Below are 26,439 nucleotides of genomic sequence, written 5' to 3' on the forward strand. Positions count from 1 at the left end.
TCATTTAACATTGGATGATCACATGAAGTATAGTTCTACCTTTATTGTTTCATACTGTTAAAAAAGCGATACTTTTTGAAGGAGTGAAGAATCATGAAACTCATAACCATTTGCCAGCACTGCAAAGGGAAAGGGAAAACCCGTTATCTTCAATTCTTTTCCCGGGACTGCAATCATTGCAATGGTCAAGGTAAAGCGGTAAAAGATATGTCAAATTTAAGAAATCAGGCCAAAAACATCTAATAAACTTTCATATTTTGAAGTTGGTTTTAATGACACCTGCCCTCTTTAACGTATCATAAACAATCAGTATCGAAGGCCCAAGGAAAAGCCCAAGGAAACCAAGCATCTTAAACCCTAAATAAAGACTGACCAACGATGCCAAGGGGCTTAATCCCATATTTGCTGAATAGATTTTTGGTTCAATGGTCCTTCTTATGATGGTAATGACCAGGAATAGGATGATGAGGCCAATACCAAGATTATGATTTCCTTGAGCCCAAACGATCGCTGCCCATGGAACCAGCACAGATCCCGTCCCCAAGATAGGAAGAATGTCCACAACCACTATTAACAGTGCCAATGGAATCATATACTTTACATTTAACAACCATAGTCCTCCATAAGCCATGACGAACGTTATTAAGCTCAACAGGATTTGTGCCTTAATGAAGCCTACGGCTGCCATACTTAAATCTTGATAAACTAGCGAAATCTTTTGATAGGTGGATGTCTTTAAATAAAAGACTGCCTTTTTTCTTAATTTAGGCAATTCAAGACTGATTAAGAATAAAGCGATTAAGTAAATTAAAAAGTCAATGAAAAATCCCGGAATGAGTGTAACGAACTGAACCATATCCTGAACAAATCCCTCTGTGAACCCCTCCAGAGCCATGACTCCCTTTTCCATCGTCTGTTCCACCGATTGAATGAGATTTGGCGGCAAAGTTTGCGAATACCGTTCCCATTGCCTAATGACTGGCAATATAGCCGTCAAATACACTTCACGTATGAAACCGGGAAATTCTTCCGAATAGACAATGACCTTCTTGATTAATACCGAAAAAGAAAAATAAGTGATGCTCATAAACCCGCCTACATATAAAACAAATGAAATCAATACTGCCCAAAAACGATGCAGCTTTGCCGTTTCACCAATCATTCTGACCAATCCATCCAAAAGAATGGCGGTGAGCAACGCTAAAATCAACGCCCATGAATAGGGAATGACGATTAATATGACTAAAAGGAGTATCCCCCTCCAAAACCAGCGAAAAAAGACGGCGACATTCACTGAACAAACCTCCTTGCACTTTCCTGTTCTCCTTATATTTATGAAACGGGGTCACATATATTTCGCTTATACGTTTTATTTTCTCAATAAGGGGAAAAAGAGATACAAAGAGATGGAGGGATTGAAATTGGATAATAAAGACAAAGAAAAGTATATTGAGGAGCGTAATGATAAATCCAAGGCCTTCAAGAAAAATCAGGAAAAGCAGCTGGAACGTGATCAAGTGGTCATGCCCATTGATGATTTACCAATTGATGAAATTAAATATGAACAGCAAGAAGAACGAAATAAAAAAGAAACAAAGCACCGCTCCACCAGCGAGAAGTTCTAAACAAAAACCGGCCACTTTTTAGAGGCTGGTTTTTGTTTGCAGGATATACTGCATTCAGCGCGTTTTTTACTTTTCCCAATTTCGTCGGCACTTATGGACCATTTCAATGAAAAATATATTTTTTCCATCATATATTACAAGTAGTAGACTAAAAGGGTCCGGAAAGCGTATCTTTCTTTATTGGTGTACGGCACCACCTTACCCAAAGCTGAACCTTCAAGTCCTCAGGTATGGTTTCTAACTAAATGTTATAACAAAGTTGAATGGAGCGGGTGTCGAGACCCCTGCCGGAAAAGCGCTCCAAGGGAGACCCCGCAGGCGCAAGCCGAGGAGGCTCTCCGTACCAGTGCCTGGAGCGAAATCTACGTCCAAATGGACAACTGTAGGCAAACTCGAATTCTTGAATTTGTCTCTAGGCTGAAATATATTCCATCATAATTAAGGTTCTTCTTGTGATTGTGCCGATGCCCCCCCTTTGTTGTTTTAGATTTTTGGAAGACTGAGCTTTTCCTCAATTCATTCATATTGCCAGAATTTTGCCCTTCCCCGCTTTACTTCCAAAAATAAACATTGACTGAAATAAATGATTCTTTACAATAGACTTTTAAGAATTAAAGAATATAATGGACTGGTCGACCATTATAAAGGAGAATCATATGACGAACCCTACTCAATTATTTCATCAATATTTACAAGTATCGAGATCATTAGTCAGCAAAATGAATGAACAAATTACAGCCCTTGAAATTTACCATAATCAGTGGACAATCCTGAATTACTTAAAGAACTGTGGCTATTCCACAATCCCAGATATTTGCAGTTACCTAGATGTAGACAGTGTGATTATCACACGTTCGGTCAACAGCATGGAACAGAATAATATGATTAAACAAGTTCCGGGTAAAGATGAACAGGAAAAACGAATCGAACTGACCCCCCGGGGCAAAGAGGTACATACAAAATGTCTTAAGATTGCAGAAAAAATCGAAGGAAAAGCACTGGAAGGCATTACTGAAGAAGAACAGGAAGTATTTTTCCAGACGGTCCTTAAAATCCTCAATAATATAAGAAACTAAAATGGGTAGCTTATATCATTGTTGAATAAGTGTGAAGCAAGGAATTTCCTTACTTTCACACCAAGCTATAGCCATGCCTTTTTTAAAAGCCGGATTCCAGCTTCGATTTCCCTTTCGGTTAAACCACCGTACCCAATCAAAATAGTCGGATCTTTCACATTCTTTGAATGATAAACCGATGTTGGGTGGACCTTAACCCCAACACTGGCAGCCCTTTGGATGAGCTCTGCCTCACTGCTGCCGTTTTTTACGTTTAAAAGAACGTGCAATCCTGACTTTTCACCGATTATGTTTACACGATCATGGAAGCTCTCTTCCATTGCGTTCAGCAGCACCTTATTCTTTTTACGATAAATCGTCCGCATTTTATTCAGATGGCGTTCCCAATGTCCATTTTTCATAAAAAGACAGAGCGTTTCCTGAATCAGTCTGGAAACGGTCTGTTTATATCCGATTAACTTCTCCTGAAATCGGCAAGACAACTCCATGGGCAGCACCATAAATCCCACCCTGATCGATGGGATGAGCGACTTTGAAAACGTGCCTAAGTAGATGACCCTTCCTTTTGTGTCCAACCCCTGCAACGACGGAATCGGTTTGCCTGCATGTCGGAATTCCCCGTCATAATCATCCTCAATAATATAACCCTTTTTTTCCACCGCCCAATTCAGTAATTCCACCCGTCTAGTTATCGGCATGATCATACCGGAAGGAAATTGATGGGAAGGTGTGACATAGGCTACATCCGCTGCACTCTCTTTCAAGGATTCCACACTCATTCCACTTTCATCCAAAGGTATGAATGCCATATCCGCTCCCTCCAGACTCAGTACCTCCCTAACCCGATGAAAGCCAGGATCTTCCAACCCAAATACCCGCTCATTTCCAAACAGTAATCGCAAAAGATGGATGAAATACTGGGTACCTGCCCCAATGAAGATTTGATCAGCACCGCTACGCACTCCTCTCGATTGGAATAGATAGGATGAAATCTCAGCCCTAAGCCCCCATTCCCCTTGTGGATCACCGCTCATGAACATTTCCCTTTCCTGTAGATACAACGTATTGTTCAAGCATTTTTTCCATACGGCATGCGGGAAAGAATCCACGTCCACCCGGCCATGATTGTAATCTATCTCATTTCTTTCGTACAGAGGGCCCATCATCCCTTCTGTTACAGGCAACGGCTCATTCAAAGCTGAAATCGGTTCTAAATCGGCTACGTAATAACCTTTCCTTAATTGACTTTCCACATATCCTTCTGCCATCAACTGCTGATAAGCCGTATCAACTGTATTCAGGCCTATCCCTAAATGCAAGGCCAGTTTTCGTTTAGAAGGCAGTTTCATTCCGGCCTTTATTTGTCCATTCTGGATTTCCTTTATAAAGTATTTATACAATTGTACATATAAAGCTTCTTTGTTCGTTTTATCTAAGGTTAGAGTGATTTCAAACATTTGGGCCTCCTTAAAACTGGTTCCATAAATTATATCAGCATTGGTCCTTAATGCAGAACCAGAATATTTTTATAATGAAGATATCAATCAAGAGGAGGAAACTATGGAGCATATCGAATTATACGGGAAACACGTGATACTCACCCCGATGATGGAACATCATGCCGAACCGCTTTACGCCGCTTCGCTGCCATCAGAAATATGGGAATGGAGTGCAACAAAGATTTTGTCATATGAAGAGGCGATCTCCTATGTAAAGGAAGGCATTCAAGCAAGGGACCAGGAACTTCATCATCCATTTGTCGTACTCGATCGGACAGATGATTCGGTAGTTGGCAGTACGAGCTTAAGGAATATTCACTTTCATAATCAATCGCTGGAAATCGGCGCGACTTGGTATCATCCCGACAAATGGCGAACAGCCATTAACACTGAATGTAAGTACTTGCTATTGCAGCATGCTTTTGAAAGGTGGAAAATGAAACGGGTTGAATTCAGGACGGACGAATGCAACAAAAGATCACGTGCAGCAATAACCAGGCTCGGCGCCCTTGAAGAAGGCATTTTGAGGATGGAGAAAAAACTGCAAGATGGGAGGAATAGGAACACGGTGGTCTATAGTATTCTCGACCATGAATGGCCCAGTGTGAAAGGGAATTTGGAAGCTTTTTTAGAAAGGTGAAAATGAGAAAAAGAGTGCCGTTGTTTTGCACTCTTTTCTCTTGCTGCTATTTTTCATGAGAGTCTTTATGAATTTTCGATAAAGAATCTTTTTGCCTTTTCGTTGATCGAATGAATATGAAAACACCAATCGCAAATAAAAACGGCATTAGTAAAGCAAAAAGAAGATAAATCATATCACCAAAGAACAAGTATATTACCCCCTGACGCACACTTTTGTCTGTTAAGCTTTTCCGTCAGACTTGGATGATCCTTGCTTAGTCTAAGCTTAGTGACAAGCGAATCATATCCTGGCACTGAATCCCATTTTCATAAATGGCCTCGGAATAGTTCCTATTAAAAAAATCCCGATCGACCCCAGTTATTCTAAAACCGCATTTTTGGTAAAGGGCAAGCTGGCCTATCCCCGAATTCCCCGTTCCGATTTCAATCATTTTATATCCCTGTTCCCTTGCATGTCCTATCGCATGTTCAATCAATTGCCTGCCAATTCCTCTCCCATGGTACTGTTCATCGACCGCGATGTTCATTATCTCTATCAGTTCCGGGCCTTTTTGCAGTAAAACAAAAACGCCGATCACCCGGTTTTCACCCACGGCAACAAAGCACGTTCCGCTCCCCAAATATTCCTCGACCAATTTCCTTGAAGGATCTGCCAAAAGTAATAAATGCATCGGGGGTGGCTCATCCAAGAATAATTCCCTTATCTCCATCAGCACCCAAACCCTCCTCAGTTTAATTCATCTACAAGCAGTTCAACCAATTCCGATGCAGGAAGTTCCCTGCTCAACTTATAACCCTGTCCTGCCCACAAGGCCATCAATTCAGGATTGTTCTTTTGTCCGGCTGCTTTTCGCATTTGTTTTGTCATGTGATGGACATAAGGATAGGCGACCGGTGCAACACTATCATATTCCGTTAAAAAGTGATTCACCAACCCGCGAGCCCTCCGCCCGCTGAAGGCTCGGGTAACAGCAGTCTTAGTGAATCGGGGATTTCCCAGCGCCGCCTTATGGACCGGACTTGCCCCGCTTTCGGGACAGCGAAGGAAAGCGGTACCCAATTGTGCCGCTGTTGCTCCTGCTTCGAGCACGGCCGCGATATCCTTTCCTTGCATCAGTCCGCCTGCGGCAATGATCGGTAAGTCCAGCTCAGCCTCTATCATCCGAATCAATACTAAAAGGCCGTAATCATCTTCTGTGCCGTTATCAAAGCTGGCCCGGTGCCCCCCTGCTTCAAACCCCTGTACACATAGAACGTCCGCGCCTGCTCCCGCCGCCTTTTTTGCTTCATGAAGGTTGGTTACTGTCACGGCTATAAGGGAACCGACATCTTGGAGCTCCCTTATCACATCTTCCGTTGGACATCCAAACGTAAAACTGACGATCGCGACCCCAGTCTCCTTCAATACATCTAGTTTATTTCCCCAATCATCGTCATCACTATCGGCTTTTCCAATCTCAGCCCCAACGCTCTCGGCCTCTTTTTCGATCTTTTCACGATAGCCAGATAATATATTTTCATCCACCGGCTCGTTGCCTGGCACAAATACATTCACACCAAAAGGGCGTTCAGTCAACTGACGGGTCTGCCCTATCTCGTCCTTCATCTCTTCCGCAGTCTTATAGCCAGCTGCGAGAAAGCCCAATCCTCCTGCATTGGATACTGAAGCCGCAAGCTTCGGAGTGGAAGCTCCTCCTGCCATCGGTGCCTGAATGATTGGATATCTCATTAACTCTTTCAACATTCGATACAACTCCTCTTGATTTTTCTTCATGCCCTTATCATTTTTACGTTTTCTTGGTATAATGATTATCTGTAAGAGAAAAGTGTCTAAATGATCACCCTTTATATCTTGCAAATATAAAATATAGGTGGTAAATAAAAAATGGAAACAAAACCATATAGAGTATTACTTTATTATTTGTATGTACCTATCGAGAATCACGAAGAATTCGCAGCCGAGCATCTTGCGGCATGTAAAGCCCTTGAATTGAAAGGCCGTATCTTGGTGGCTTCAGAAGGTATCAACGGAACGGTTTCAGGTACGATCGAACAAACCGACAAATATATGGACATGATGAAAAGCGATCCCCGCTTTGCCGATATCGTGTTTAAAATAGATGAAGCTGAAGGCCATGCTTTCAAAAAAATGCATGTACGTCCACGCAATGAACTTGTAACGCTTCGCTTGGAAGACGACATCAACCCGAACCAGACGACAGGCAAATACTTGAGCCCGAAGGAGTTCTTCGAGCAAATGCAAGATGAAAACACCATCGTCCTTGATGCCAGAAATGACTATGAATTTGATTTAGGACATTTCAGGGGTGCAATCAAGCCAGAAATCACGAATTTCCGTGAACTTCCGGAATGGGTACGGGAAAATAAAGAAATGTTCGAAGGCAAAAAGATCCTAACGTATTGCACGGGCGGTATCCGCTGTGAGAAATTCTCCGGCTGGCTTGTCGAAGAAGGCTTTGAAGATGTAAGCCAGCTGCATGGCGGCATCGCAACATACGGGAAGGATCCCGAAGTCCAAGGTGAGCTATGGGATGGCCAAATGTATGTTTTCGATGAAAGGATTGCCGTACCTATCAATCAAAAGGAACATGTCATTGTCGGACGCGATATTTATTCCGGCGAACCTTGTGAACGCTATGTCAATTGCGCTAATCCTGAATGCAACAAGAAAATCCTTTGCAGCGAAGAGAACGAACACAAACATATGCGCAGCTGTACCCATGAATGCCGAGTGCATCCGCGTAATCGCTATGTTGTCGAGCATAACCTTTCTGAAGAAGAAGTGGCTGAAAGATTACAGCTAATCGAAGATTCCATTACGGCAAAATGATTTTAGCAAACCCGAATCAGTGGACATGATCCCTGTTCGGGTTTTTTTATCGATTCAAACCAAATCTTATTTCCCTATATTAAACCTATGCCTTGGACTTCATTCCACTGCAAGGATTAACTATGATTTTTTAATGCCACCTGCTTTTACTGCAATATTACCTCCATTCTTACTTCCATATCACAATAGAAAAAACCTTCTTAAAACGTAAAAAGAATGGTTTCCGCTTTAAGATTTTAGCGGTCATCAGTCTTACCTACATGAAAAGAGCGATTCCTCTAAAGAGGAATCGCTCTTTTCATGTTATTTTGCCTCTGCACTTACAACAATCCCGCAAGCTTGTCTATCGCCTGCATCACCAGTTTTCAAAGTATCTGCATCCGGTCCTTTTTCTCCATTGGCTTCATATCGGTCAGGAATATTGGCAAAGTTGTCTGGATTAGCATGAACGATTACAGCCAGCTCTTCTTTCTTCAGTTGGTCTATTGTCATGTTATCCAATGTTGCCGTATATTTTGCTGTTCCATCTTCTTTTACATATAAAGGGGGCATATCACCTGCATGTTTAGAATGCGTTTCATCAGTTGGGTTGAAGTGTCCTCCCGCTGTAGTGAAAGGGCCATCCTTGGCATCCGCCTCACATGCTGCATTCTCGTGAACATGGAATCCATGATAGCCTGGCTCAAGACCTTCCAAAGCGGTCTCGATCACTACAGAATTCTCTTCAGCGGTAAAGTTCACCGTCCCAAGTGTTTTACCTTCTACATCTTTAACTTCCGCTTTCACCTGCGGATCAACCTCTGTATCTGTTCCTTGTCCCACTGTAGTCATGTCCTCGGCCTTATTATCGGCCTCATTTGAATCATCCGCTGAATTGCATCCATACAGTAAAAAGGCAGCACACATCGGCAGTATAAGCTTTTGTTTATAGTTCATGATAACTTCCCTCCACTCTCTTATATGTATCTTCCTCTTATTACTTTCCACTATTATGGAAGAATAAACAGATAGCGGCATAAATAGGAAAATAGATTACACCAATGAGAGTGAACACCTTACTAAATTCACAGACAAGGATTTTACAATATAGCTTAAAGGGCTCACATTTTTACAAAGTGATGACCCCGAAAGTAATGGCTGCGATCGTCATGATGATGGTTGTCCCAAACGCCCATTTAAACAGGAATTTTTGGTGATCCCCAAAATCCACGCCTACAAGGCCAATCAATATGAATGTTGCAGGCACCAATGGCGATAAGGGGAACCCTGCGGTCGAATGACCTAATAATGCCGCCCTTCCGATTTCTACAGGGGCAATGCCGAAGTTCGATGCCGTTTCACTTATGATTGGCAGAATGCCAAAATAATAGGCATCAGGTGAAAAAATGAACCCCATCGGTATGCTCGTCAGCGCTACCACCAGTGGCAAATGTGCCCCGAGCCACTCCGGAATGACGGTTACGATTGAAGCAGCCATCGAGTCCATCATCTTTGTTTCCGTGAATACACCCGTAAAAATCCCTGCTGCGAAAATGAGTGTACAAATCATCACGAAACTATTGGCATGACTTAAAATCCTTTCCTGCTGTTCTTTTGGATTAGGAAAGTTAACGAATAGTGCAATCGCAAAAGCGGAGGCAAATAAGATTTGGATCGGCAGCACTTCCATCACCAGCAAAACCATCAGTAAAATCGTCAAGAACCAATTAAACCAAAAAAGCCTGGATGTTCCTTGAGGTGCGGTTTCAACAGCTGCAGCCTGTTCGCCCATACCAGTTTGCATGTTCGTCTCCAGGGAGCCGACTCCCAATCTCTCCCTTTCCTTTTTGCCAAGTACATATGCCGAAAAAAGCGTCCATAAAAGACCGCAAATCATGACCGGAATAAGAGGTATGAATAACTCCGATACTTCCACCTGAAGGCTCGCGGCCGCCCTGACCAAAGGACCTCCCCAAGGGATCATGTTCATGACGCCAGCGGCCAAACCAACGACACAGGCCAATACGAGCCTGTTCATCCCTAATTTGATATAAAGCGGCAGCATGGCCGAAACAGTGATCATGAATGTAGAAGAACCATCTCCGTCCAAACCTACCAATATGGTTATAATGGCGGTTGCCATGACAACCTTTAGCGGATCTCCTTTTACAAAACTCAGTATTTTAGCGATCATGGGCTCGAATAAACCAACGTCAATCATTAAACCAAAATATAGAATAGCAAAAACGATCATGACTGCTGTCGGTGTCACCTTTAAAATACCCGCAACCATCATATCTCCCATTTCCGAAGCAAACCCGCCAATCAGACCAAAAGCTATCGCCGTAAAGATAAAAGCGACAACCACTGATAAACGCTTAGTGATGACCAAGACCAGAAACGTTAAAATCATACAAAACCCTAAAATCGTCAACATGTTTAAAACTCCTTTAATTGGAAAAATGAATACCTTTTGCACATTTAATTTTTCTGAAAAATCAGTATTTTCACATTATACCATTTGCCCATTCATTAAAAAACCAGTTAAACAAATTCGTTTAATAAATTAGTTAATTTCTGTATACTATTATTTAGGAACCCGAAGTTTTTTTCGGAGGAAAGAAGTGTTGTATGTAAAATGAACGCTCATAAAATAGCTAAACGGAATCTTTTCATCATGTGGTTCGCCAATTTCTTCATAGGCGGGAGCATGACGATGGTTCTCCCATTCATATCCTTATACATTGGTACATTCGGAGATTATTCGACTCAATATATCCAGCATTGGTCCGGATGGACTTTTGGAATCACTTTCGTGACTGCCTTTTTATTCTCCCCCATTTGGGGACGGATTGGTGACCGGTATGGCAGAAAGAAAATCTTGATTGCCTGCGCCTTTGGGATGGGCCTGTCCATCTTCCTGATGGGATTCGTCGAAAATGTTTGGCAGCTATTCGTCCTAAGGATGTTCACAGGAATATTCACTGGCTTCATTTCCATGTCCCAGGCCTTCATATCAACGCAGACACCAAAAGAAATTGCCGGACGCGTACTGGGAACCTTACAAACGGGAAATATAACCGGTTCCCTTTTCGGACCATTGCTTGGCGGCGTGCTTGCAGACACACTCGGTTATTCAACCGCCTTTAAATTCACCTCCATCACCATTTTCATCTCTGGTCTTCTTGTTTTTGCAACCAAGGAGTACCGAATGGAGCGGCAGAAGGGAACGAAGTCGAGCTATACAAGCAGGGAAGTTGTCTCACATATCTTAAGGAATCCCATCCTGGTGAATGTCATGCTCATCTCCACGCTTGTCCAAGTTGCCCACTTCAGCATCCAGCCCATTCTTTCTTTATACGTTGGTGAGCTGCATGGAACTTCCAATCTTGGCTTTTATTCAGGAATCGCCTTTTCTGCAGCAGGTCTGGGGAATTTATTGATGGCGCGTCACTGGGGCAAGATAGGTGATCGGCATGGACATGTGAAGATTCTTGTGCTGCTTCTTTTTCTGACAGCTCTTGTCTACTTGCCAGGTGCTTTCATCAATCATTTTTGGCAGCTTGTCTTTGTACGCTTCATACTAGGCATGGCAATAGGCGGCATCATCCCTGTAAGGATTGCCTACATTCGCCAAGAAGCGCCTGTCGCAATGCAGGGGGAAGTGCTAGGGTACAATACGAGCCTGCGTTTTTTAGGCAATATCATCGGACCCGCAATGGGCGGAATGGTTGCTGGTTTCTACGGATTCTCTGCCGTCTTCATCACGACCAGCACGTTACTCCTCATAGCCGGACTTGTCCTCTATTTCGCGATGCATCGCAATCCGGAGTTGGCCAGATCACATTAATCACATTTTTGGCAAGAAAGCCTGCTTCCATCTTTAAGCAGGCTTTCTCCTGTTTAATGCTCATACAGCAGTAGTGTGCTGGATACTTCTGGAACTTTTTGTATATAGGGAGTTATCGAAGAGAAATCAAGGAAAAAGATTTGAAGGGGTCACGTTCATGCTTATCCGTAAAGTCCTCCAACCCTTATGACATACCCAGAAACTGATAAGTATTTTTCCTGCACTCATCACATCAAATTTTATGTTAAGATTATTTTAGGCAAATTTTATGAAAGTAAAAGACGCAAAGCCACGGGCCTAAACCAACAACTTAGTTGTCAAGGCAGCCGGGTTGCCAAGATTTTTCTTGAATGGATCACTTTATATTAATTTTCTTGCCCCTTTTTAATTTGCCTAAAATTAAAACAAGGAGGGTTATATATGTTCTTTCCAACCATTTATTCAGCTACTACGGATGAGAGACACATAGTTAAAGATAAAAATACTTGTGCATGCGGCACAAGATATAATGCATTCGCAATGTTATCCAGAAGCGACCTTCGAAAGATCAGGTTCAAGCATTATAAAGAAGTAACATGTCCTTTATGTAAATCCAGCATCATTGATGAGGAATAGCCTCTTAACACAATGACGAATCCCACTCAAACTTTGATAGAGCTGGCCTTTTCATCCTCACCATTCCCCATATATGGTAAAAGGGGAAAATATCATTCCGATAAAAAAACTCTCTTACCTCCTGCCCACATATTGACACAGTTAGAGCACTATCTTTTTTTCATTATATGAATGGTAAATGTACGGTCACCCTATATTGGGCTCGATAAGATATAAATCATGAAGTAATCATTTGATTGTATCGCGTTTCGAGTTCTAAAACCCATTTCCCGAATGTCATGAATAGGTCCAATCGGTGGCGTAAAGCTAGCAGGAAAGGGAAATCCATGTTTTTTTGACTTTTTAATTATGAAATAGATCTCTACCGTTTACTCCACTCACCCTTAGCGGGAATTTAACAAAAGCCTATAGGAGCGTCAAAAATGGCCAAGCCATTAACGGAAATCCGATTCGACTGACTTTATTGCAAGCATGACCTGTATGCATTCGCCTATCTCCATAAAATTGACTTCCCTCACATGATAGCTCAATCACCTTTTGCAGCCAATTCTTCTCTCTTAAAGCATTTTTCCTTCCTACGATAAGAAATGAATAGCCCCCGATTTGTCGTTTATATTATCCATATAGATAGAATAAAGGACTCATGCTATAATTTAGTGCGTTAAAAAGGAAATGAACACACATTATATATGAAAGAAGGAGTGTTTCTTTGAATACATCTGCATACAAAAAGGAATGGTTCGGCAACGTTAGAGGAGATGTTCTATCTGGAATTGTCGTTGCCTTGGCATTGATTCCGGAGGCGATTGCCTTTTCGATCATTGCTGGCGTTGACCCGATGGTTGGTTTATATGCCTCATTCTGCATTGCCATCGTCATCTCCTTTGTCGGCGGAAGGCCGGGAATGATATCGGCTGCCACTGGCGCAATGGCACTCGTCATGGTCGACCTTGTTAAAGATCATGGCTTGAACTATTTACTTGCTGCAACAATATTGACTGGTTTGCTGCAAATTTTACTAGGAGTTTTAAAAATCGGGAAATTAATGAAGTTCATTCCGAAGCCGGTCATGACTGGTTTTGTGAATTCTTTAGCCATCCTGATTTTCACGGCACAGCTTACCCATTTTGTGGGCGAAACATGGATCATGTATGTCATGACAGCCGTTTCATTAGCTATTATTTATCTTTTTCCGCTGATCACGAAAGTCATACCTTCACCACTTGTCGCCATCATATTCATGACGATCGTTGCAGTTACCACGGGGGCTACGGTGCGGACGGTTGGGGATATGGGGCAATTGACCGAAGCGCTTCCGATGTTCATGCTTCCAGACATCCCTTTGACCTTCGAAACTTTGGCGATCATTTTCCCTTATTCCATTGCCCTTGCGTTTGTTGGACTGCTTGAATCGTTATTGACGGCTCAAATTGTCGATGAGATGACTGACACGGACAGTAATAAAAATAAGGAAGCCAAAGGCCAGGGGATTTCGAATATCATCGCCGGATGCTTTGGCGGCATGGCAGGATGTGCGATGATCGGCCAATCCGGTATCAACATTAAATCGGGTGGAAGGGGCCGGCTCTCCACATTTGTAGCGGGCGCATTCCTTATGGTATTAATCGTGGTATTGAACGATGTCCTTATCAAAATACCGATGGCTGCACTTGTAGCAGTCATGATCATGGTTTCAATCGGGACATTTGACTGGTCTTCCCTAAAGAGGCTCACTAAAGCTCCTAAGTCGGATGCAGCCGTGATGATCGTGACGGTCCTCATTGTCATTTATACACATGACTTATCAAAAGGGGTATTTGCCGGAGTGCTTTTGAGCATGATTTTCTTCTCGGCTAAAATTTCTAATGTGGCAGTAGAAAAAACGGAAGACATCCAGGCCAAGAAAATCACTTATCGTATCAGCGGACAAATATTTTTCGCTTCTGTCCAGGACTTTGTTTCAAAGTTCGACTTCAAGGAAAAAGCCGATGCAATCGTCATCGACTTCTCCCATTCCAAGATCTGGGATGCTTCAGCAGTCGGTGCTGTCGATACGGTTATTCTTAAATATCAGCTCTTGGGAATACCTGTCCTAGTTCAAGGACTCGATGAAGAAAGTTCGACATTGCTTGAAAAACTCGCCACCTCAGAAAGTAAAATATCTTAAAGAAGTAAAATTCTGCTGAATAGAAACTTTTCAAACCGACAAAATAGATAACATGAATCATTTCCTTTTGAAAGGAGCGAAAAGCATGACACCCGAGCAGGATTATACGGCAGCAAATCTGTCACCGGATTTATTGAATGAACTGAAAAGCTTTGAAAGCAAACTTGGCGAGGAAGCCAATAAAGAATTGATTGTCATCGCCTATGAAAAAGAAAAGGAATCTTTAAATTAAGAAAAAAGACTCAAACACCCTTAATGGGATGGTTGAGTCTTTTTTTGAATGTACAGAAAAAGGGTGCCCATGTTTTTAATGAGCAACCCTTTTCCTATATTATTTGCTGAATACGTCGGTTAAGACCGGCACGATTTGTTTTTTACGCGATACAACGCCTTCCAACACGGCGATGTTATTGTTTAATGAAACGTCATATGCTTTTTCAACCGCATATGCCGCTTTACCAAGGGCCAGGGCAACGGAATCATTAGTCAGGATATCCGTTACGACGAATAGGAACAAGTCCAATTCCTTCACTGCGATGACCGCTTCAATCGCTGCTTCCAATTCAGCTTGCTTAGCAAGGACTTCGTTCGGATCAACAGCATTGACCTGTGCTATTTCCACTTTAGCCATTCCCATGGAGAATTCCTTTGCATCAAGAGTGATGAGCTGGGCAATCGTTTTGTCGCTCAAGTCAGCTCCCGCTTTCAACATTTCCAAACCATATTTTTCAGCGTCGACTCCCGCAATGGCAGCCAGTTCCATTGCTGCTGCAACGTCTTGCTCCGTGCAAGTCGGGGATTTGAACAATAAAGAATCGGAAATGATGGCAGACAGCATAAGACCTGCGATTGCTTTAGGGACTTCAATGCCGTTTTCTTTATAAATTTTATTTAAAATGGTTGCCGTACAGCCAACTGGTTCCGCACGGTAATATAATGGATCGCTCGTTTCAAAGTTAGCGATACGGTGATGGTCGATAACTTCCAATACACGGACTTGGTCAATATCTTCAGCACTTTGCTGGCGTTCGTTATGATCGACCAGGATTACGCCATCAGCTTCCCCTGCAACTTTTTCCACAAGACGGGGAGCATCGAATTTGAATTGGTCCAATGCATATTGAGTTTCACCATTCACTTCACCCAGACGAACTGGTTCAGCGTTGATACCTAACTGCTTTTTCAGATCTGCATAAGCGATTGCTGAACAGATTGTGTCTGTATCCGGGTTTTTATGTCCAAAAACTAATACTTTTTCCAAGATTTTATCCCCTTTTTCATAAATATTTTTCCGCGAATCCCCTCACCGCAATAAGGGAGAGCCACCTTTACTAGACACTTTATTTTAACACAAAATGCCGTAAAATCAGCGCTTGATTTATCCATTCCCCCATAAAATCTTTCACTCCCCCACCCTCTTCCATCACTTTGTCAATAGATAAGGGGTGGTTTTTTTCAAATATATTAGTTGAATTATCATCGCATATGGCTTACGATAATATAAGCAGAAATACTAGATATTGATTACATAAACAATTCCAATAACTATATATAGAATTTTTATAATCCAAGGTGCCAGTGATGGCTGAAAAGGGAATCCGGTGTAAACCCGGAACTGTCCTCGCAACTGTAAATGTGACGAAATGAGAAAACCACTGTATAGCTCTCTATACGGGAAGGACTCAAAGTAGGATGATCATGAGTCAGGAGACCTGCCTTGAATTTTTCACGTTTCTTATTCTTCGGGGATTGAGATGATGAAACGATAGTATAACGGCTATTTTTTCATGGCTCTTTTATTCTATCGTTTGATCCGCTCAATTCTTTGGGCGGTTTTTTTATTTTAGCGGAAGTTAACAAGGAGGATTATTAATGACTCAAACATATAACTCTACCATAAGTGAAAATGACACAGAAGCGAAATCCATCCAGCTTGAGACGTTATCGAAGGAATTCGAAGGCCGTCTCGATATGGAAAAGTTCAAAAGGCGTTTTACAAAATGGCTTGATCGCAAAAGTGACTCAACCGAAGAACAGGCATCAAAAAAATTGATTCAGCTCGCTCTTGAAGGTGTGGATATCGATGCTCCGGATTGGACTTTCGTTGCTGCAGCAGAACTGTTGAATACAATGTATAGGGATGCACAAGCCAATCGAGGTTATGAAGGCAAGAGTTATGGCCCATTCTATGAGCTGATCACAGAACTCTCCCAGCTATCGGAAGGTCAGCGTTATCCCATTTATAAACCAGAACTGCTATCTTCATATACAAAAGCGGAAATTGAGGAATTGGGATCGGTGATCGACCCGGAAAAAGATAAATTATTCTCTTACATAGGCATCTACTTATTGAATGACCGCTATCTGGCCCGCCCAAAAAAGGACAAGGTCTTCGAACTGCCGCAAGAACGTTTCATGATCATCGCGATGGAAATCATGCGAATGGAAAAAACGGAGCACCGCCTGCAACTGATAAAAGAAGCATACTGGGCCATGTCCAACCTTTATATGACCGTTGCGACTCCTACACTCTCCAATGCAGGTAAAACACATGGACAGTTAAGCTCCTGCTTTATCGACGCAATTGAAGATTCCATTGACGGAATTTACCTATCAAACTACGATGCCGCAAAAGTATCTAAATTCGGCGGCGGTGTCGGTCTTTACGTCGGTAAGGTTCGCTCGCTTGGTTCCGATATCCGCGGTTTCTCTGGAAACAGTTCCGGCACGACTCCCTGGATTCGACTATTCAACCAGACAGCAGTAAGTGTCGATCAATTGGGTCAACGTAAAGGTGCCATCGCGATTTACTTGGATGCCTGGCATAAAGATATCATGAGCTTCCTAGATTTGAAGACTCAAAACGGGGATGACAGATTAAAAGCACATGATATTTTTACAGGTGTATGCATACCGGATTTATTCATGGAGGCTGTACGCGACAGAAAAGAATGGTATCTTTTCGATCCGCATACCGTTAAGCAAACCCTTGGATTTTCACTTGAAGATCTTTATGACGAAAAGAAAGGCGAAGGAAGCTTCAGGAATCATTATGCACTTGCTGTCGAGGCCGCGGAAAATGGCACGCTTCCAAACTATAGCTTTGAAAAAATCAATGCGATGGACATCATGAAAAGCATCATGATTTCTCAATTAGAAGAAGGCGTACCGTATATGTTCTACCGCGATGAAGTGAATCGGAAGAATCCGAATAAACATAAAGGTATGATATATTGTTCTAACCTTTGCACGGAGATTGCCCAAAACCTAAGCCCTTCGACGATCACGGATGAATATGAAACAGAAGATGGAGATGTTGTTGTGGTTCGTAAAAGCGGGGATTTCGTTGTCTGCAACCTTTCATCCATTAACTTGCCACGGGCGGTGGGCAGCGATGTTCTGGAAAGATTGATTCCCATTCAGATCCGTATGCTGGACAATGTCATTGATGTGAATAATCTTCCTGTCAAACAAGCATCCATCTCGAACAAACGGTACCGGGCAATTGGTTTAGGAACGTTTGGATGGCATCATTTACTTGCCATACAGAATATTTATTGGGAATCCGATGAGGCTGTTCACTATGCAGATGCTTTATACGAAAAAATCGCTTACTTAACTATCAAGGCATCCAACGAATTGGCCAAGGAAAAAGGGTCTTACCCATATTTTGAAGGTTCTGATTGGCATACAGGGGACTATTTCGAACTGCGTGAGTATACAGATCAAAAATGGCTGGATTTAAAAGCAGACGTGCAGGAGCACGGTACCCGTAATGGCTATTTAATGGCGATTGCCCCCAATTCATCGACAGCCAAAATCGGTAATTCCACGGATGGAATCGATCCTTTGTATGAAATTGAATTTTACGAAGAAAAGAAAAACTTCAAATTCAAGGTGACCGCACCAGGCTTGACGCCAAATACGTATGAATATTATAAAAAGACGCGATTCAATTTGGATCAACTGGAAAGCATCAGGCAAAATGCAGCCCGCCAACGCCATATTGACCAAGCAATCAGCTTTAATCTGTATGTACACAATACAATCAAAGCGAAGGTCCTATTGGATATCCATTTAACGGCATGGGAAAGCGGGTTGAAATCAACGTATTATGTTCGTTCGACGTCTTCCGAATATGACAATGCCTGCGAAAGCTGTTCAAGTTAACGTCAATCATGACCCAGTAATCTATTCTTAAAGGAGTTTTCACTAATGACCAATCATATAAAAAAAATTCGGATGCTCGAACCGACGCATCCAACCAAGGCAACCGGTGTTTTCAAAGGAGAAGCTTCAGGCTTCCTCCTTTGGAACGATATACAGTATGAAAAATTCTATGATACCTATACACAGCTCCTCAATAACTTTTGGAAGCCTTCGAGCGTGAACATGATTCAGGATAAAAAGCAGTGGGGCGAATTGGATGAAGATATCCAGGACGCTTTTCTCGATATCCTTACGATGATTGCCGGAATGGACAGTCTTCAAACGCCCACTTTAGTAGAGATCCTTCGGTACATCAAAGATCCGGCGGCAAAAGCTATCCTGGCCAACATGGCCCAGCAGGAATCGATACATAATGAGTCTTATTCCTATATCCTTGCTTCCTTGATTCCGGTAGGCAAGCAAAAACAGCTTTTCGACCGCATCAAAGAACATCCTGAAGTGATTAAGCGTAACCAGCCGATAGTTGATGCTTATCAAACGTTCGTGGACGATCCCAGCCCTCAGCATTTATTCGAGGCACTGATTCATTCAACGAACCTTGAAGGGATTTATTTCTATCTGGCTTTCGCCTTTTATTATAATCTGGGACGCCAAAATCTTATGACCGGTTCCGCTACGATGATATCCTATATTCATCGCGATGAAATGGTCCATTTCGATTTCATTGGCATGCTCATTCAAATCTTGATGTATGAATATCCTGAGTTAAATAATGAAGATAACACGAAGTTCATCTATACAACGATTGAAAAAGCAGTCGAACTCGAAAAGGAATGGTCTGAATACATGCTCGAAGATATCCAAACGAAAGCCGATCTCGATTTGGAAGAATTCGATGAGTACATTGAATATATCGCCAACAAAAGGTTACGTATGCTAGGCCTTGAAAATTTGTATAAAGAGTATGGCGAGAACCCGATGCCTTGGATCAAAACGTTCGATGATGAATCCATCGGCCTTACTAAAACCGATTTCTTCGAACAGAAGTCAAGGACTTACAGTCAAGTAAATGCCAGCAATGGGTTCGATGAGCTGTAAAATCGCCATTGTCTATCATTCTGCCGGCGGCAATACAAAAGCGCTTGCTGAAGCCCTCGCTGCCCTTTTGCCTGAGGCCTTCCTATATCGAATGAATGAATTCGATTTACGTACATTGCCGGATTACGATGCATTGATCGTCGGCACCTATACATGGGGCAATGGGGAGCTTCCCGCTAAATCAGCTGCCTTTTATAATGAACTGGAACAGTTGCCTATTGTTCGCCTGAAAACGGGAGTCTTCGGCACTGGCGAAACCAACTATAATCATTTTTGCGGGGCGGTCGATCATTTCCGGGACATGTTATTTGCCAAGAGCCAGTTATTGGTGACATTGAAGATAGAACAGATGTATCAAGAATCAGACCTGCATAGACTTCAAAAGTTTGCCTCGCTATTCCAGAACTGACTGAAAGGGGATATGCGTTTTCGCATATCCCCTTTCAGTGTTTTTTTTTAAACTCGGCTCCCTCAATCATAGCAACTGGTAAGCATGAAGTATAATGGAAGAAAAAAGGAGATGATATCCAATGAATAAAAAATATAACCCAGTTCCTTCCTATCCTTTTTATGCTAGTGCTTGTAGTATTCATTATATTCATCGTGTTTTTCCTGTCAGGACATTTTAATCGCTCTAAACGGATCGAAGAAAAATTGGACAAAGCATTAAAGGAAATCGCCGAAATAAAAGCAAAATAAAAAGACTCCAAAATCGGAGTCTTTTTTTTATATGCGTTCAATTATTTTTGAACGTTAGCAGCTTGTGGTCCACGAGCGCCTTGCTCGATTTCGAAAGAAACTTCTTGGCCTTCTTCAAGCGTTTTGAAGCCTTCTCCTTGGATAGCTGAGAAATGTACGAATACATCGTCTTGGCCTTCAACTTCGATGAAACCGAAACCTTTTTCTGCGTTAAACCATTTTACTTTACCTTGTACCATGATAGTTCCTCCTGTGTTTGGAAAAATCCATTTTATTACTATTTTTGGTTCTGGATAATGTTTCAAGAGGAATCCTATTACAGTAAATCCTTCTATCAAACTTTTCCGAACAAAAATAATTACTCATATTATATCATGGAAAATCCTAAAAAAACAAGATTATCGCCGTAAATCAACCGACAAATTATCCTAAAATTCTACATATTCCTCTTCTTGCTTTGTCGGAAGCCTTCGTCCAATAAGTAGCGCTCCGCCTCAACCGGACTTTCGAAACATTCCTCAAGATTCGACCCTGAATAAACATTCCAAAGCAGGTCTTCCTTTTGAAGTGTAAGCTCTTGCTTTTCAGGGCCAATCCATGCCCCCTCCAACCTAGCGAACTCGTTTTCCTCTTCTTCGATTTCAGCCGGAGGTTCAGATAGGTAGTCCACGCTTCTTTGGATCAATTTTTTTAATTCCGCTTCATTATAGTCACGTATATTGATAAACCCTTTACGGTCAGTGTCTTTTTTTCTCATATGCCCTGCGTAAACGAACCCATTTCCATTGGGATGCAAGTGCTGAACGACGATCTTTTTCTCCTGGACGCTATCTGGATAATGGAAGTTCACACGTCCCAATGAAACGTCTTTTCTCTGTAATTCCGGAAAAGTTTCAATGATGCTCAATTTTTCTTCAAATGTTAACAAATTTCTTCCTCATTTCATTAGTTCATATTGTTTGTCGATTATAACACAGACTCATTAGAAACAATAATATCCCTTTTCCATTATAATGTAATGAAAAGGAGTGATGGGATTTGATCATGAAAATTCGGGACCTGGAATCAGTCTATGGCAAGCAGCTATTTAAACTGCAGAAAGAAGCCTATAAGGTGGAAGCGGAAATGATCGGTTTTGCCGATATACCTCCTCTATTGGAAACATATGAACAATTCATTCATTGCCATGAAACGTTTTTATGCTATTTAAAGGGTGATGCCTTAGCTGGTGCCATATCTTATACAAAAGAGAATGGCCAAATGCTGATTTGCCGAATGGTCGTCCATCCTGATTATTTTCGGCAGGGTATTGCGGACGCATTGTTGCATGCTCTTCAATTACACGTCGACTGGGAAAAGATATCCGTCTCGACCGGTAAAATGAACCTGCCTGCACGAAACCTTTACGAAAAAAACGGATTCACCCATAAAGAGGACGTAGAATCCGCACCTCGCCTATCCATAAGCATATACGAAAAACAGCATTCATTTTATGTATGTCACGATAAAAAGCATAATGAATGAAATGACAATGATTACGGCAACCCATAGCCAGGCCAATGTCATATTCCCGGAGTCCATGGCGATATAAATTGCGGTCGGTATGGTTTGTGTCTGTCCGGGAATGTTTCCGGCAAACATGAGTGTGGCCCCGAATTCCCCCAACGCACGGGCAGAACTTAAGATGGCACCTGTGACGATCGATTTGACCGCCAATGGGAGGGTTACAAACAGGAATAACCTCCACTCGCCGGCCCCGTCAACCCTAGCTGCATTTTCAATTTCTTCATCTATACCTTCAAAGCCCGTTTTAGCGGATTGGTACATTAGCGGAAAAGCTACCACGGTAGATGCAATGACCGCAGCCCACCACGTGAACATCAGGGGCTGGTCAAAAACCCTTTCAATGAATTGTCCCGGCATTCCATTCTTGCCAAAAATCACGATCAATAAAAACCCAACAACGGACGGCGGCAAAACAAGCGGCAATAAAAACGCTGTTTCCAGTAAGACTCTACCTCTGAATTGCTTTTTAGCCATCATTCGCGCCAGGAAAATTCCTAAAATGAAAACAAGGATACCCGCTAGTCCCGCTACTTGTATCGATAGCCTGACTGGTGACCAAAAATCCCCTGTCATGATACTTCTCTCACACCACTATTAAATATCGGCATATGCAGGTCCTTATTCGGTATCATTACCCAAACCGTATCTTCTTCATTAAAGGCAGATTTCATTTCATTTTCTCCCTTTCCTTTTAAATAACATTTAAGTTTATTTTTCTTGACATCTTGCTGACACAAAGAAACGTTAAAGTAAGAGTATCACAAATATAAAAATAATTTCATTCCAATAAACTTGAAAACTTTGAAGGAGTCGATTTTAATGGTAACAATTTATACTACTCCAAGCAGCTTAGCCTGTCGTAAAGCAAAAGCTTGGCTTAAAAAGAACGAAATTTCCTTTAATGAACGTAACCTATATTCCCAACCTCTTTCTATAGAAGAAATAAAAGAGATTTTACGTAAAACGGAAGGCGGGACAGATGAAATCATCTCAACCCGTTCCAAAAAATTCAAAAGCCTGAATATCGATATAAATAATACACCTCTTAATGATCTTTGCAAGCTTATTCAAGATAACCCGGATTTACTTCGCCGGCCAATCATTTTCGACCATAAGAACTTGCATGCAGGATATAACGAAGAGGAAATGGGACGCTTCCTTCCAAGGAAGGTCCGTCATGTACAATTATGGCGGGCAATCAGCCAATTAGCTTGATTAGTTAGCATTCTGCATAATAAGAGGGTTGTCCATTAACAGGACAACCCTCTTTTATATTTGATCCGCTTTTTCTATGACTATCGTGAAGATGGTGCCTTGTTCATTGCTATCCTTAAGCACAAGATCTCCCTTTTGCGCTTTTGCGAGCATCTTACTGAATGGCAGTCCCAAACCTAAACCGCGTACCTTCAACTTTTTGTTTTCGCCTCGATAAAATGGTTCGAACACATATTGCTGTTCATGCTTGGGAATCCCCCGCCCGCTGTCCAGAACATCAATGCAGATTCGTTCTTCATCCTTTTCATAAAGATTAATCGCTATTTTCCCTTTGCCGTCAAGTGCATGTCTGGCATTATTCAAAAGGTTAATGACGATTTGCTGCATCCGCAAAGAATCAATTTGACCAAAGACCGGTTCATCAGGAACTTTTATCTCAAATGCGAACGCTTGATCATCATCTTGTGTCACCTGCCAGCGATAGGCGATTTCCTTGATGAATATATTGATATTCTCTTTTTGCACCCGGATTTTAAAAGCGCCTGCCGAAATGGCATTATAGTTGAGTAAATCCTCTATCATACCTTGTAAACGCTTGGTTTCCTTTAAGGAAATATCGAGGAATTCCTTACTTTGCTCTCCCTTGACGACATCATCTTTCACCGCTTGTATAAGTCCGCTAATGGAAGTGACTGGCGTTTTCAAATCATGGGTTACGCCCGCGAGCAATTCCGCCCGCAACTTCTCCATGACCTTCAATCGATTTGTCATTTCCTTAAATGATTCTATCAGTTCATAGATTTCTTCTTCCTTGATTTCCTCTTCCTCTTTAAAATGGATATCATAGTTGCCTTCACGAACCTGGACCGCGGCGTTAGCTACGTCTTGGATGGGGCGCGAAATCTGCCTGGAAAGAAAATAAATGACGCCCGTTCCGAGAATCAGAAGTCCCCCAATCATGATAGCCAACAAGCCATGATCTTGGTTGATTTCCTTCAATGCCCCTTCTTCCTGGGCAATGACCACCCAGCCTCTCGTCTCATCATTGAACGTAATGGGGGATTTGACTACATATACTTTATTGTCGGAAATCTTGACCTTTTGGACCAACTCCGTATTTTTCATGATGACGTCCGGGAGTTTATTTTCATCCGGATCGATATACAACTGTGGCATCGTATATATGATGGTGGCATCGGGATCGACGATATAGATGATTGGCTGTTGATTCAGATGGAGGATTTTCTCCCGTTCCTCGACAATTTCCGAAAGGATCGGGCCAACGACAATCTGGCCATTTTCCTTTATCGCCCGATCGGATGTTTCATCCGCTAAGTACTTTAGAAGGCTGAGCCTATATTCCAAAGCCGTTTTTTCCATCCACCATAATGAAAAAACAGACAATAATATCAAACCGGAAATCAAGGTCAATACGTATCTCTTTGTCCAATAGCGTTGTAAAGTGGTTCTTTTTTTAGTTTTCATAGACACTCAATTGATACCCCAATCCACGCAATGTTTTTATTTCCCCCTCAGTTACCGGCCATGCATCTATCGCCTTCCTGATTCGTTTGATCGCCAGGTCCACCGCCCGGTCACTGCCGTCATAATCCATGCCCCACACCTGGTCGAGCAGCTGTTCCCTCGTAAAAATTTGATTAGGGTGCTTAGCGAAAAAAACGAGAAGAGACAAATCACGCGGCGTCAAGTTTATCTCTTCCCCATTCAAATGCACCATATATGATAGATCATCGATGGTTAAACTCCCAAACTCGTGTACATGACCATCTTCCGTAACAACCGATGATGATCTTCTTAAAACGGCATGAACCCGGGCCACGACTTCTTCAGCAACGAAGGGTTTGGAGATGTAATCATCCGCACCTGACTTAAATCCCGATAATCTATAATCGACATCTGTCAGTGCAGTCAACATGATAACCGGACATGTATCGTCCTCACGAATTTCCTTCAATATATCCCAGCCTTCCTTACCCGGCAGCATGACATCCAGCAAGACAAGGTCTGGCTTCGTTTCTTCAAACACTGGAATGGCCTTTAGCCCATCGTAAACTTGGACTACATCAAAACCTTCCCGCTCCAAATATGCTTTTAATACCATCGATATGGCAATTTCATCTTCTACTACAAGAATTTTCTTCATATATGGATTCCTCCTTCCTGAATTATAGTGGAATTATTTTGTATATGCTAACTATTAAAAAACACCAAGACTTTTCCCTCAATTTTACCCTTTTTATGTGTCAGGATTATGTTCGCAGTAAAATTAACCGGTGTTTTCACTTAGTAACTTGTGTAAGTGATCTCGATTCATTTTAACAGGAATGCCACTACATGATCGTAAAAATCATACAGAAAAACCATGAGCTCCTCATTACACTCTAAAGAGGCTGGCTCTAAGCCGAGCCAGCCCTTTTCAATTACATGTCTCGTGTGGATTGGGACAGCCTGCTTCCTGCCTTTCCACTTGGATCGTGCTATGTTCAATTCCAAACTGATCATGAAGTAGTTTTTGCGCTTCTGCTAAAACTGAATCGTGATTACCGTCCTTACCTATGACAACATGGCAGCTCATTGTCAAAAAACCAGAGGTGATCGTCCAGATATGAAGATCATGGACATCGGATACACCGTCCAATTCCACCAAGGATGCTTTCACTTCATCCATATCGACTTGGTCTGGTGTGCCCTCCATCAAGATATGGAAAGAATCCCTCACTACCCTAAAACCGCTGATAATAATTAAAATCGCGACTATGACGCTCGCGATCGGATCTGCAATTCCCCAATCGAAAAAATAAATCAAGAGTGCGGCCGCAATGGCACCCACAGATCCAATCATATCACCAATGACATGTAAAAAAGCACTTCGCACATTCAGATTGTCTTCCTTATCTCCGCTCATTAAAATCCAGGCGGCAATGACATTAACAAGTAAGCCTATGATTGAAATCATTAGCATTCCCATGCTTTGAACCTCAGGAGGATCCAGGAACCTCTTAATTGCCTCAAAGAAAATGAATACGGATATGACGATCAATGTCAATCCATTCAAGCAAGCAGCAATGATCTCAAACCGTTTATATCCAAACGATTTGGACGATGTCGCTTTCCTTTCCCCCAACCTGATTGCTGTATAACTAAGTCCTAATGCTGCCGCATCGCTAAGCATGTGACCTGCATCCGACAGTAAAGCCAGACTATTTGTCAAGAATCCCCCAATGACCTCGACTATCATAAATGTGGAGATTAATAAGAAAGATGCCAACAATGCTTTTTTATTGTTAGAATGGTGGTGGTGTCCGTGCCCATGATCATGGGAGTGACCATGATGATGTCCCATGCCATCCCTCCTCTCGATTTGAA

At 42.2% G+C, this 26,439-nt stretch carries 26 protein-coding genes and 2 riboswitches; of the genes, 13 read left to right on the forward strand and 13 right to left on the reverse strand.

The annotated features are described in order from the left end of the window. Nucleotides 1-250 precede the first annotated feature (250 nt). Nucleotides 251-1,294 carry a sporulation integral membrane protein YtvI gene (gene ytvI / locus J7I96_RS04425; RefSeq protein WP_214769712.1) on the reverse strand — a complete coding sequence of 348 codons (1,044 nt, stop codon included), beginning with the start codon at nucleotides 1,292-1,294 and terminating at the stop codon, nucleotides 251-253. A gap of 127 nt (nucleotides 1,295-1,421) precedes the next feature. On the opposite strand from ytvI, the gene J7I96_RS04430 reads away from it, so the two are divergent. After that, entirely contained in the window at nucleotides 1,422-1,625 is a 204-nt protein-coding gene (locus J7I96_RS04430; protein ID WP_082196735.1) for a hypothetical protein, read from the forward strand. Between the two features lie 656 nt (nucleotides 1,626-2,281). Then, a complete protein-coding gene (locus J7I96_RS04435) occupies nucleotides 2,282-2,701 on the forward strand; it encodes a MarR family winged helix-turn-helix transcriptional regulator (protein ID WP_034314851.1) in 420 nt (139 codons plus the stop codon). 65 nt (nucleotides 2,702-2,766) lie between these two features. Here the strand turns inward: J7I96_RS04435 and pdxR are convergent, their stop codons facing one another. Then, nucleotides 2,767-4,158, reverse strand: coding sequence for a MocR-like pyridoxine biosynthesis transcription factor PdxR (pdxR, locus tag J7I96_RS04440; RefSeq protein WP_214925505.1), 1,392 nt, complete (start codon nucleotides 4,156-4,158; stop codon nucleotides 2,767-2,769). Between the two features lie 103 nt (nucleotides 4,159-4,261). Here pdxR and J7I96_RS04445 point away from each other — a divergent pair, with 103 nt between their 5' ends. Then, nucleotides 4,262-4,840, forward strand: coding sequence for a GNAT family N-acetyltransferase (locus J7I96_RS04445; protein WP_214769718.1), 579 nt, complete (start codon nucleotides 4,262-4,264; stop codon nucleotides 4,838-4,840). 256 nt (nucleotides 4,841-5,096) lie between these two features. On the opposite strand, the gene J7I96_RS04450 is transcribed toward J7I96_RS04445, so the two are convergent. Together J7I96_RS04450 and J7I96_RS04455 are read right to left on the reverse strand one after the other, a co-directional pair. Further along, nucleotides 5,097-5,552 (reverse strand): GNAT family N-acetyltransferase, encoded by a 456-nt coding sequence (locus tag J7I96_RS04450; RefSeq protein WP_214770172.1) that lies wholly within the window; start codon nucleotides 5,550-5,552, stop codon nucleotides 5,097-5,099. 17 nt (nucleotides 5,553-5,569) lie between these two features. Further along, complete coding sequence (locus tag J7I96_RS04455) at nucleotides 5,570-6,586, reverse strand: nitronate monooxygenase (protein WP_251025120.1); 1,017 nt, start codon at nucleotides 6,584-6,586, stop codon at nucleotides 5,570-5,572. 141 nt (nucleotides 6,587-6,727) lie between these two features. Here J7I96_RS04455 and trhO point away from each other — a divergent pair, with 141 nt between their 5' ends. Beyond that, the gene (gene trhO / locus J7I96_RS04460) at nucleotides 6,728-7,693 is read left to right on the forward strand and encodes an oxygen-dependent tRNA uridine(34) hydroxylase TrhO (protein ID WP_048678052.1); all 966 of its coding nucleotides are present in this window, start codon (nucleotides 6,728-6,730) and stop codon (nucleotides 7,691-7,693) included. A 303-nt stretch (nucleotides 7,694-7,996) separates the two neighbouring features. Here the strand turns inward: trhO and J7I96_RS04465 are convergent, their stop codons facing one another. Both J7I96_RS04465 and J7I96_RS04470 read right to left on the reverse strand, forming a co-directional pair. After that, nucleotides 7,997-8,629, reverse strand: coding sequence for a superoxide dismutase family protein (locus J7I96_RS04465; protein WP_214769722.1), 633 nt, complete (start codon nucleotides 8,627-8,629; stop codon nucleotides 7,997-7,999). Between the two features lie 172 nt (nucleotides 8,630-8,801). Next, nucleotides 8,802-10,109, reverse strand: coding sequence for a CitMHS family transporter (locus tag J7I96_RS04470; protein ID WP_214769725.1), 1,308 nt, complete (start codon nucleotides 10,107-10,109; stop codon nucleotides 8,802-8,804). A gap of 201 nt (nucleotides 10,110-10,310) precedes the next feature. On the opposite strand from J7I96_RS04470, the gene J7I96_RS04475 reads away from it, so the two are divergent. The 4 genes from J7I96_RS04475 (at nucleotide 10,311) to J7I96_RS04490 (ending at nucleotide 14,536) form a co-directional block, all read left to right on the forward strand. Then, nucleotides 10,311-11,522, forward strand: coding sequence for an MFS transporter (locus J7I96_RS04475; RefSeq protein ID WP_214769727.1), 1,212 nt, complete (start codon nucleotides 10,311-10,313; stop codon nucleotides 11,520-11,522). Between the two features lie 248 nt (nucleotides 11,523-11,770). Further along, nucleotides 11,771-11,861, forward strand: a riboswitch (cyclic di-GMP riboswitch). Nucleotides 11,862-11,942: 81 nt separating this feature from the next. Next, on the forward strand, nucleotides 11,943-12,137 hold the full coding sequence (locus J7I96_RS04480; protein ID WP_053534016.1) for a hypothetical protein: 195 nt from the start codon (nucleotides 11,943-11,945) through the stop codon (nucleotides 12,135-12,137). A 709-nt stretch (nucleotides 12,138-12,846) separates the two neighbouring features. Continuing rightward, nucleotides 12,847-14,304 (forward strand): SulP family inorganic anion transporter, encoded by a 1,458-nt coding sequence (locus J7I96_RS04485; RefSeq protein WP_214769730.1) that lies wholly within the window; start codon nucleotides 12,847-12,849, stop codon nucleotides 14,302-14,304. An 85-nt stretch (nucleotides 14,305-14,389) separates the two neighbouring features. After that, nucleotides 14,390-14,536 (forward strand): hypothetical protein, encoded by a 147-nt coding sequence (locus tag J7I96_RS04490; protein ID WP_153246080.1) that lies wholly within the window; start codon nucleotides 14,390-14,392, stop codon nucleotides 14,534-14,536. A gap of 99 nt (nucleotides 14,537-14,635) precedes the next feature. Here the strand turns inward: J7I96_RS04490 and J7I96_RS04495 are convergent, their stop codons facing one another. Continuing rightward, complete coding sequence (locus tag J7I96_RS04495) at nucleotides 14,636-15,565, reverse strand: manganese-dependent inorganic pyrophosphatase (protein ID WP_034314865.1); 930 nt, start codon at nucleotides 15,563-15,565, stop codon at nucleotides 14,636-14,638. A 292-nt stretch (nucleotides 15,566-15,857) separates the two neighbouring features. Then, a riboswitch (cobalamin riboswitch) is annotated at nucleotides 15,858-16,038 on the forward strand. A 138-nt stretch (nucleotides 16,039-16,176) separates the two neighbouring features. Between J7I96_RS04495 and J7I96_RS04500 the strand changes: the two genes are divergently transcribed. The 3 genes from J7I96_RS04500 to J7I96_RS04510 are packed head-to-tail and all read left to right on the forward strand — an operon-like array spanning nucleotide 16,177 to nucleotide 19,981. Beyond that, the gene (locus J7I96_RS04500) at nucleotides 16,177-18,474 is read left to right on the forward strand and encodes a ribonucleoside-diphosphate reductase subunit alpha (RefSeq protein WP_214769733.1); all 2,298 of its coding nucleotides are present in this window, start codon (nucleotides 16,177-16,179) and stop codon (nucleotides 18,472-18,474) included. Between the two features lie 45 nt (nucleotides 18,475-18,519). Next, a complete protein-coding gene (locus J7I96_RS04505; RefSeq protein ID WP_214769737.1) occupies nucleotides 18,520-19,572 on the forward strand; it encodes a ribonucleotide-diphosphate reductase subunit beta in 1,053 nt (350 codons plus the stop codon). Beyond that, on the forward strand, nucleotides 19,562-19,981 hold the full coding sequence (locus J7I96_RS04510) for a flavodoxin domain-containing protein (RefSeq protein ID WP_251029087.1): 420 nt from the start codon (nucleotides 19,562-19,564) through the stop codon (nucleotides 19,979-19,981). Before J7I96_RS04505 ends, J7I96_RS04510 begins: the two co-directional genes overlap by 11 nt. Nucleotides 19,982-20,312: 331 nt before the next feature. On the opposite strand, the gene J7I96_RS04515 is transcribed toward J7I96_RS04510, so the two are convergent. After that, entirely contained in the window at nucleotides 20,313-20,510 is a 198-nt protein-coding gene (locus tag J7I96_RS04515) for a cold-shock protein (protein WP_028393295.1), read from the reverse strand. Nucleotides 20,511-20,707: 197 nt separating this feature from the next. Then, nucleotides 20,708-21,199: a hypothetical protein gene (locus J7I96_RS04520; protein ID WP_214769740.1), complete on the reverse strand. Its 492-nt coding sequence runs from the start codon at nucleotides 21,197-21,199 to the stop codon at nucleotides 20,708-20,710. 116 nt (nucleotides 21,200-21,315) lie between these two features. On the opposite strand from J7I96_RS04520, the gene J7I96_RS04525 reads away from it, so the two are divergent. Beyond that, nucleotides 21,316-21,795, forward strand: coding sequence for a GNAT family N-acetyltransferase (locus J7I96_RS04525; protein ID WP_214770180.1), 480 nt, complete (start codon nucleotides 21,316-21,318; stop codon nucleotides 21,793-21,795). On the opposite strand, the gene modB is transcribed toward J7I96_RS04525, so the two are convergent. Further along, complete coding sequence (gene modB, locus J7I96_RS04530) at nucleotides 21,757-22,410, reverse strand: molybdate ABC transporter permease subunit (RefSeq protein WP_095390974.1); 654 nt, start codon at nucleotides 22,408-22,410, stop codon at nucleotides 21,757-21,759. The genes J7I96_RS04525 and modB overlap by 39 nt on opposite strands. 246 nt (nucleotides 22,411-22,656) lie before the next feature. Between modB and spx the strand changes: the two genes are divergently transcribed. After that, on the forward strand, nucleotides 22,657-23,052 hold the full coding sequence (gene spx, locus J7I96_RS04535) for a transcriptional regulator Spx (RefSeq protein ID WP_034314875.1): 396 nt from the start codon (nucleotides 22,657-22,659) through the stop codon (nucleotides 23,050-23,052). A 54-nt stretch (nucleotides 23,053-23,106) separates the two neighbouring features. On the opposite strand, the gene J7I96_RS04540 is transcribed toward spx, so the two are convergent. The 3 genes from J7I96_RS04540 to J7I96_RS04550 form a co-directional block, all read right to left on the reverse strand. Then, on the reverse strand, nucleotides 23,107-24,537 hold the full coding sequence (locus tag J7I96_RS04540) for a HAMP domain-containing sensor histidine kinase (RefSeq protein ID WP_251025164.1): 1,431 nt from the start codon (nucleotides 24,535-24,537) through the stop codon (nucleotides 23,107-23,109). After that, nucleotides 24,527-25,216: a response regulator transcription factor gene (locus J7I96_RS04545; protein WP_053534009.1), complete on the reverse strand. Its 690-nt coding sequence runs from the start codon at nucleotides 25,214-25,216 to the stop codon at nucleotides 24,527-24,529. The genes J7I96_RS04540 and J7I96_RS04545 overlap by 11 nt, the downstream gene beginning before the upstream one ends. Nucleotides 25,217-25,489: 273 nt before the next feature. Further along, nucleotides 25,490-26,416: a cation diffusion facilitator family transporter gene (locus tag J7I96_RS04550; protein WP_214769748.1), complete on the reverse strand. Its 927-nt coding sequence runs from the start codon at nucleotides 26,414-26,416 to the stop codon at nucleotides 25,490-25,492. Nucleotides 26,417-26,439: the final 23 nt, after the last annotated feature.

Source organism: Bacillus sp. ISL-78 (assembly GCF_018613455.1).
GTDB classification, from domain to species: domain Bacteria; phylum Bacillota; class Bacilli; order Bacillales; family DSM-1321; genus Peribacillus; species Peribacillus frigoritolerans.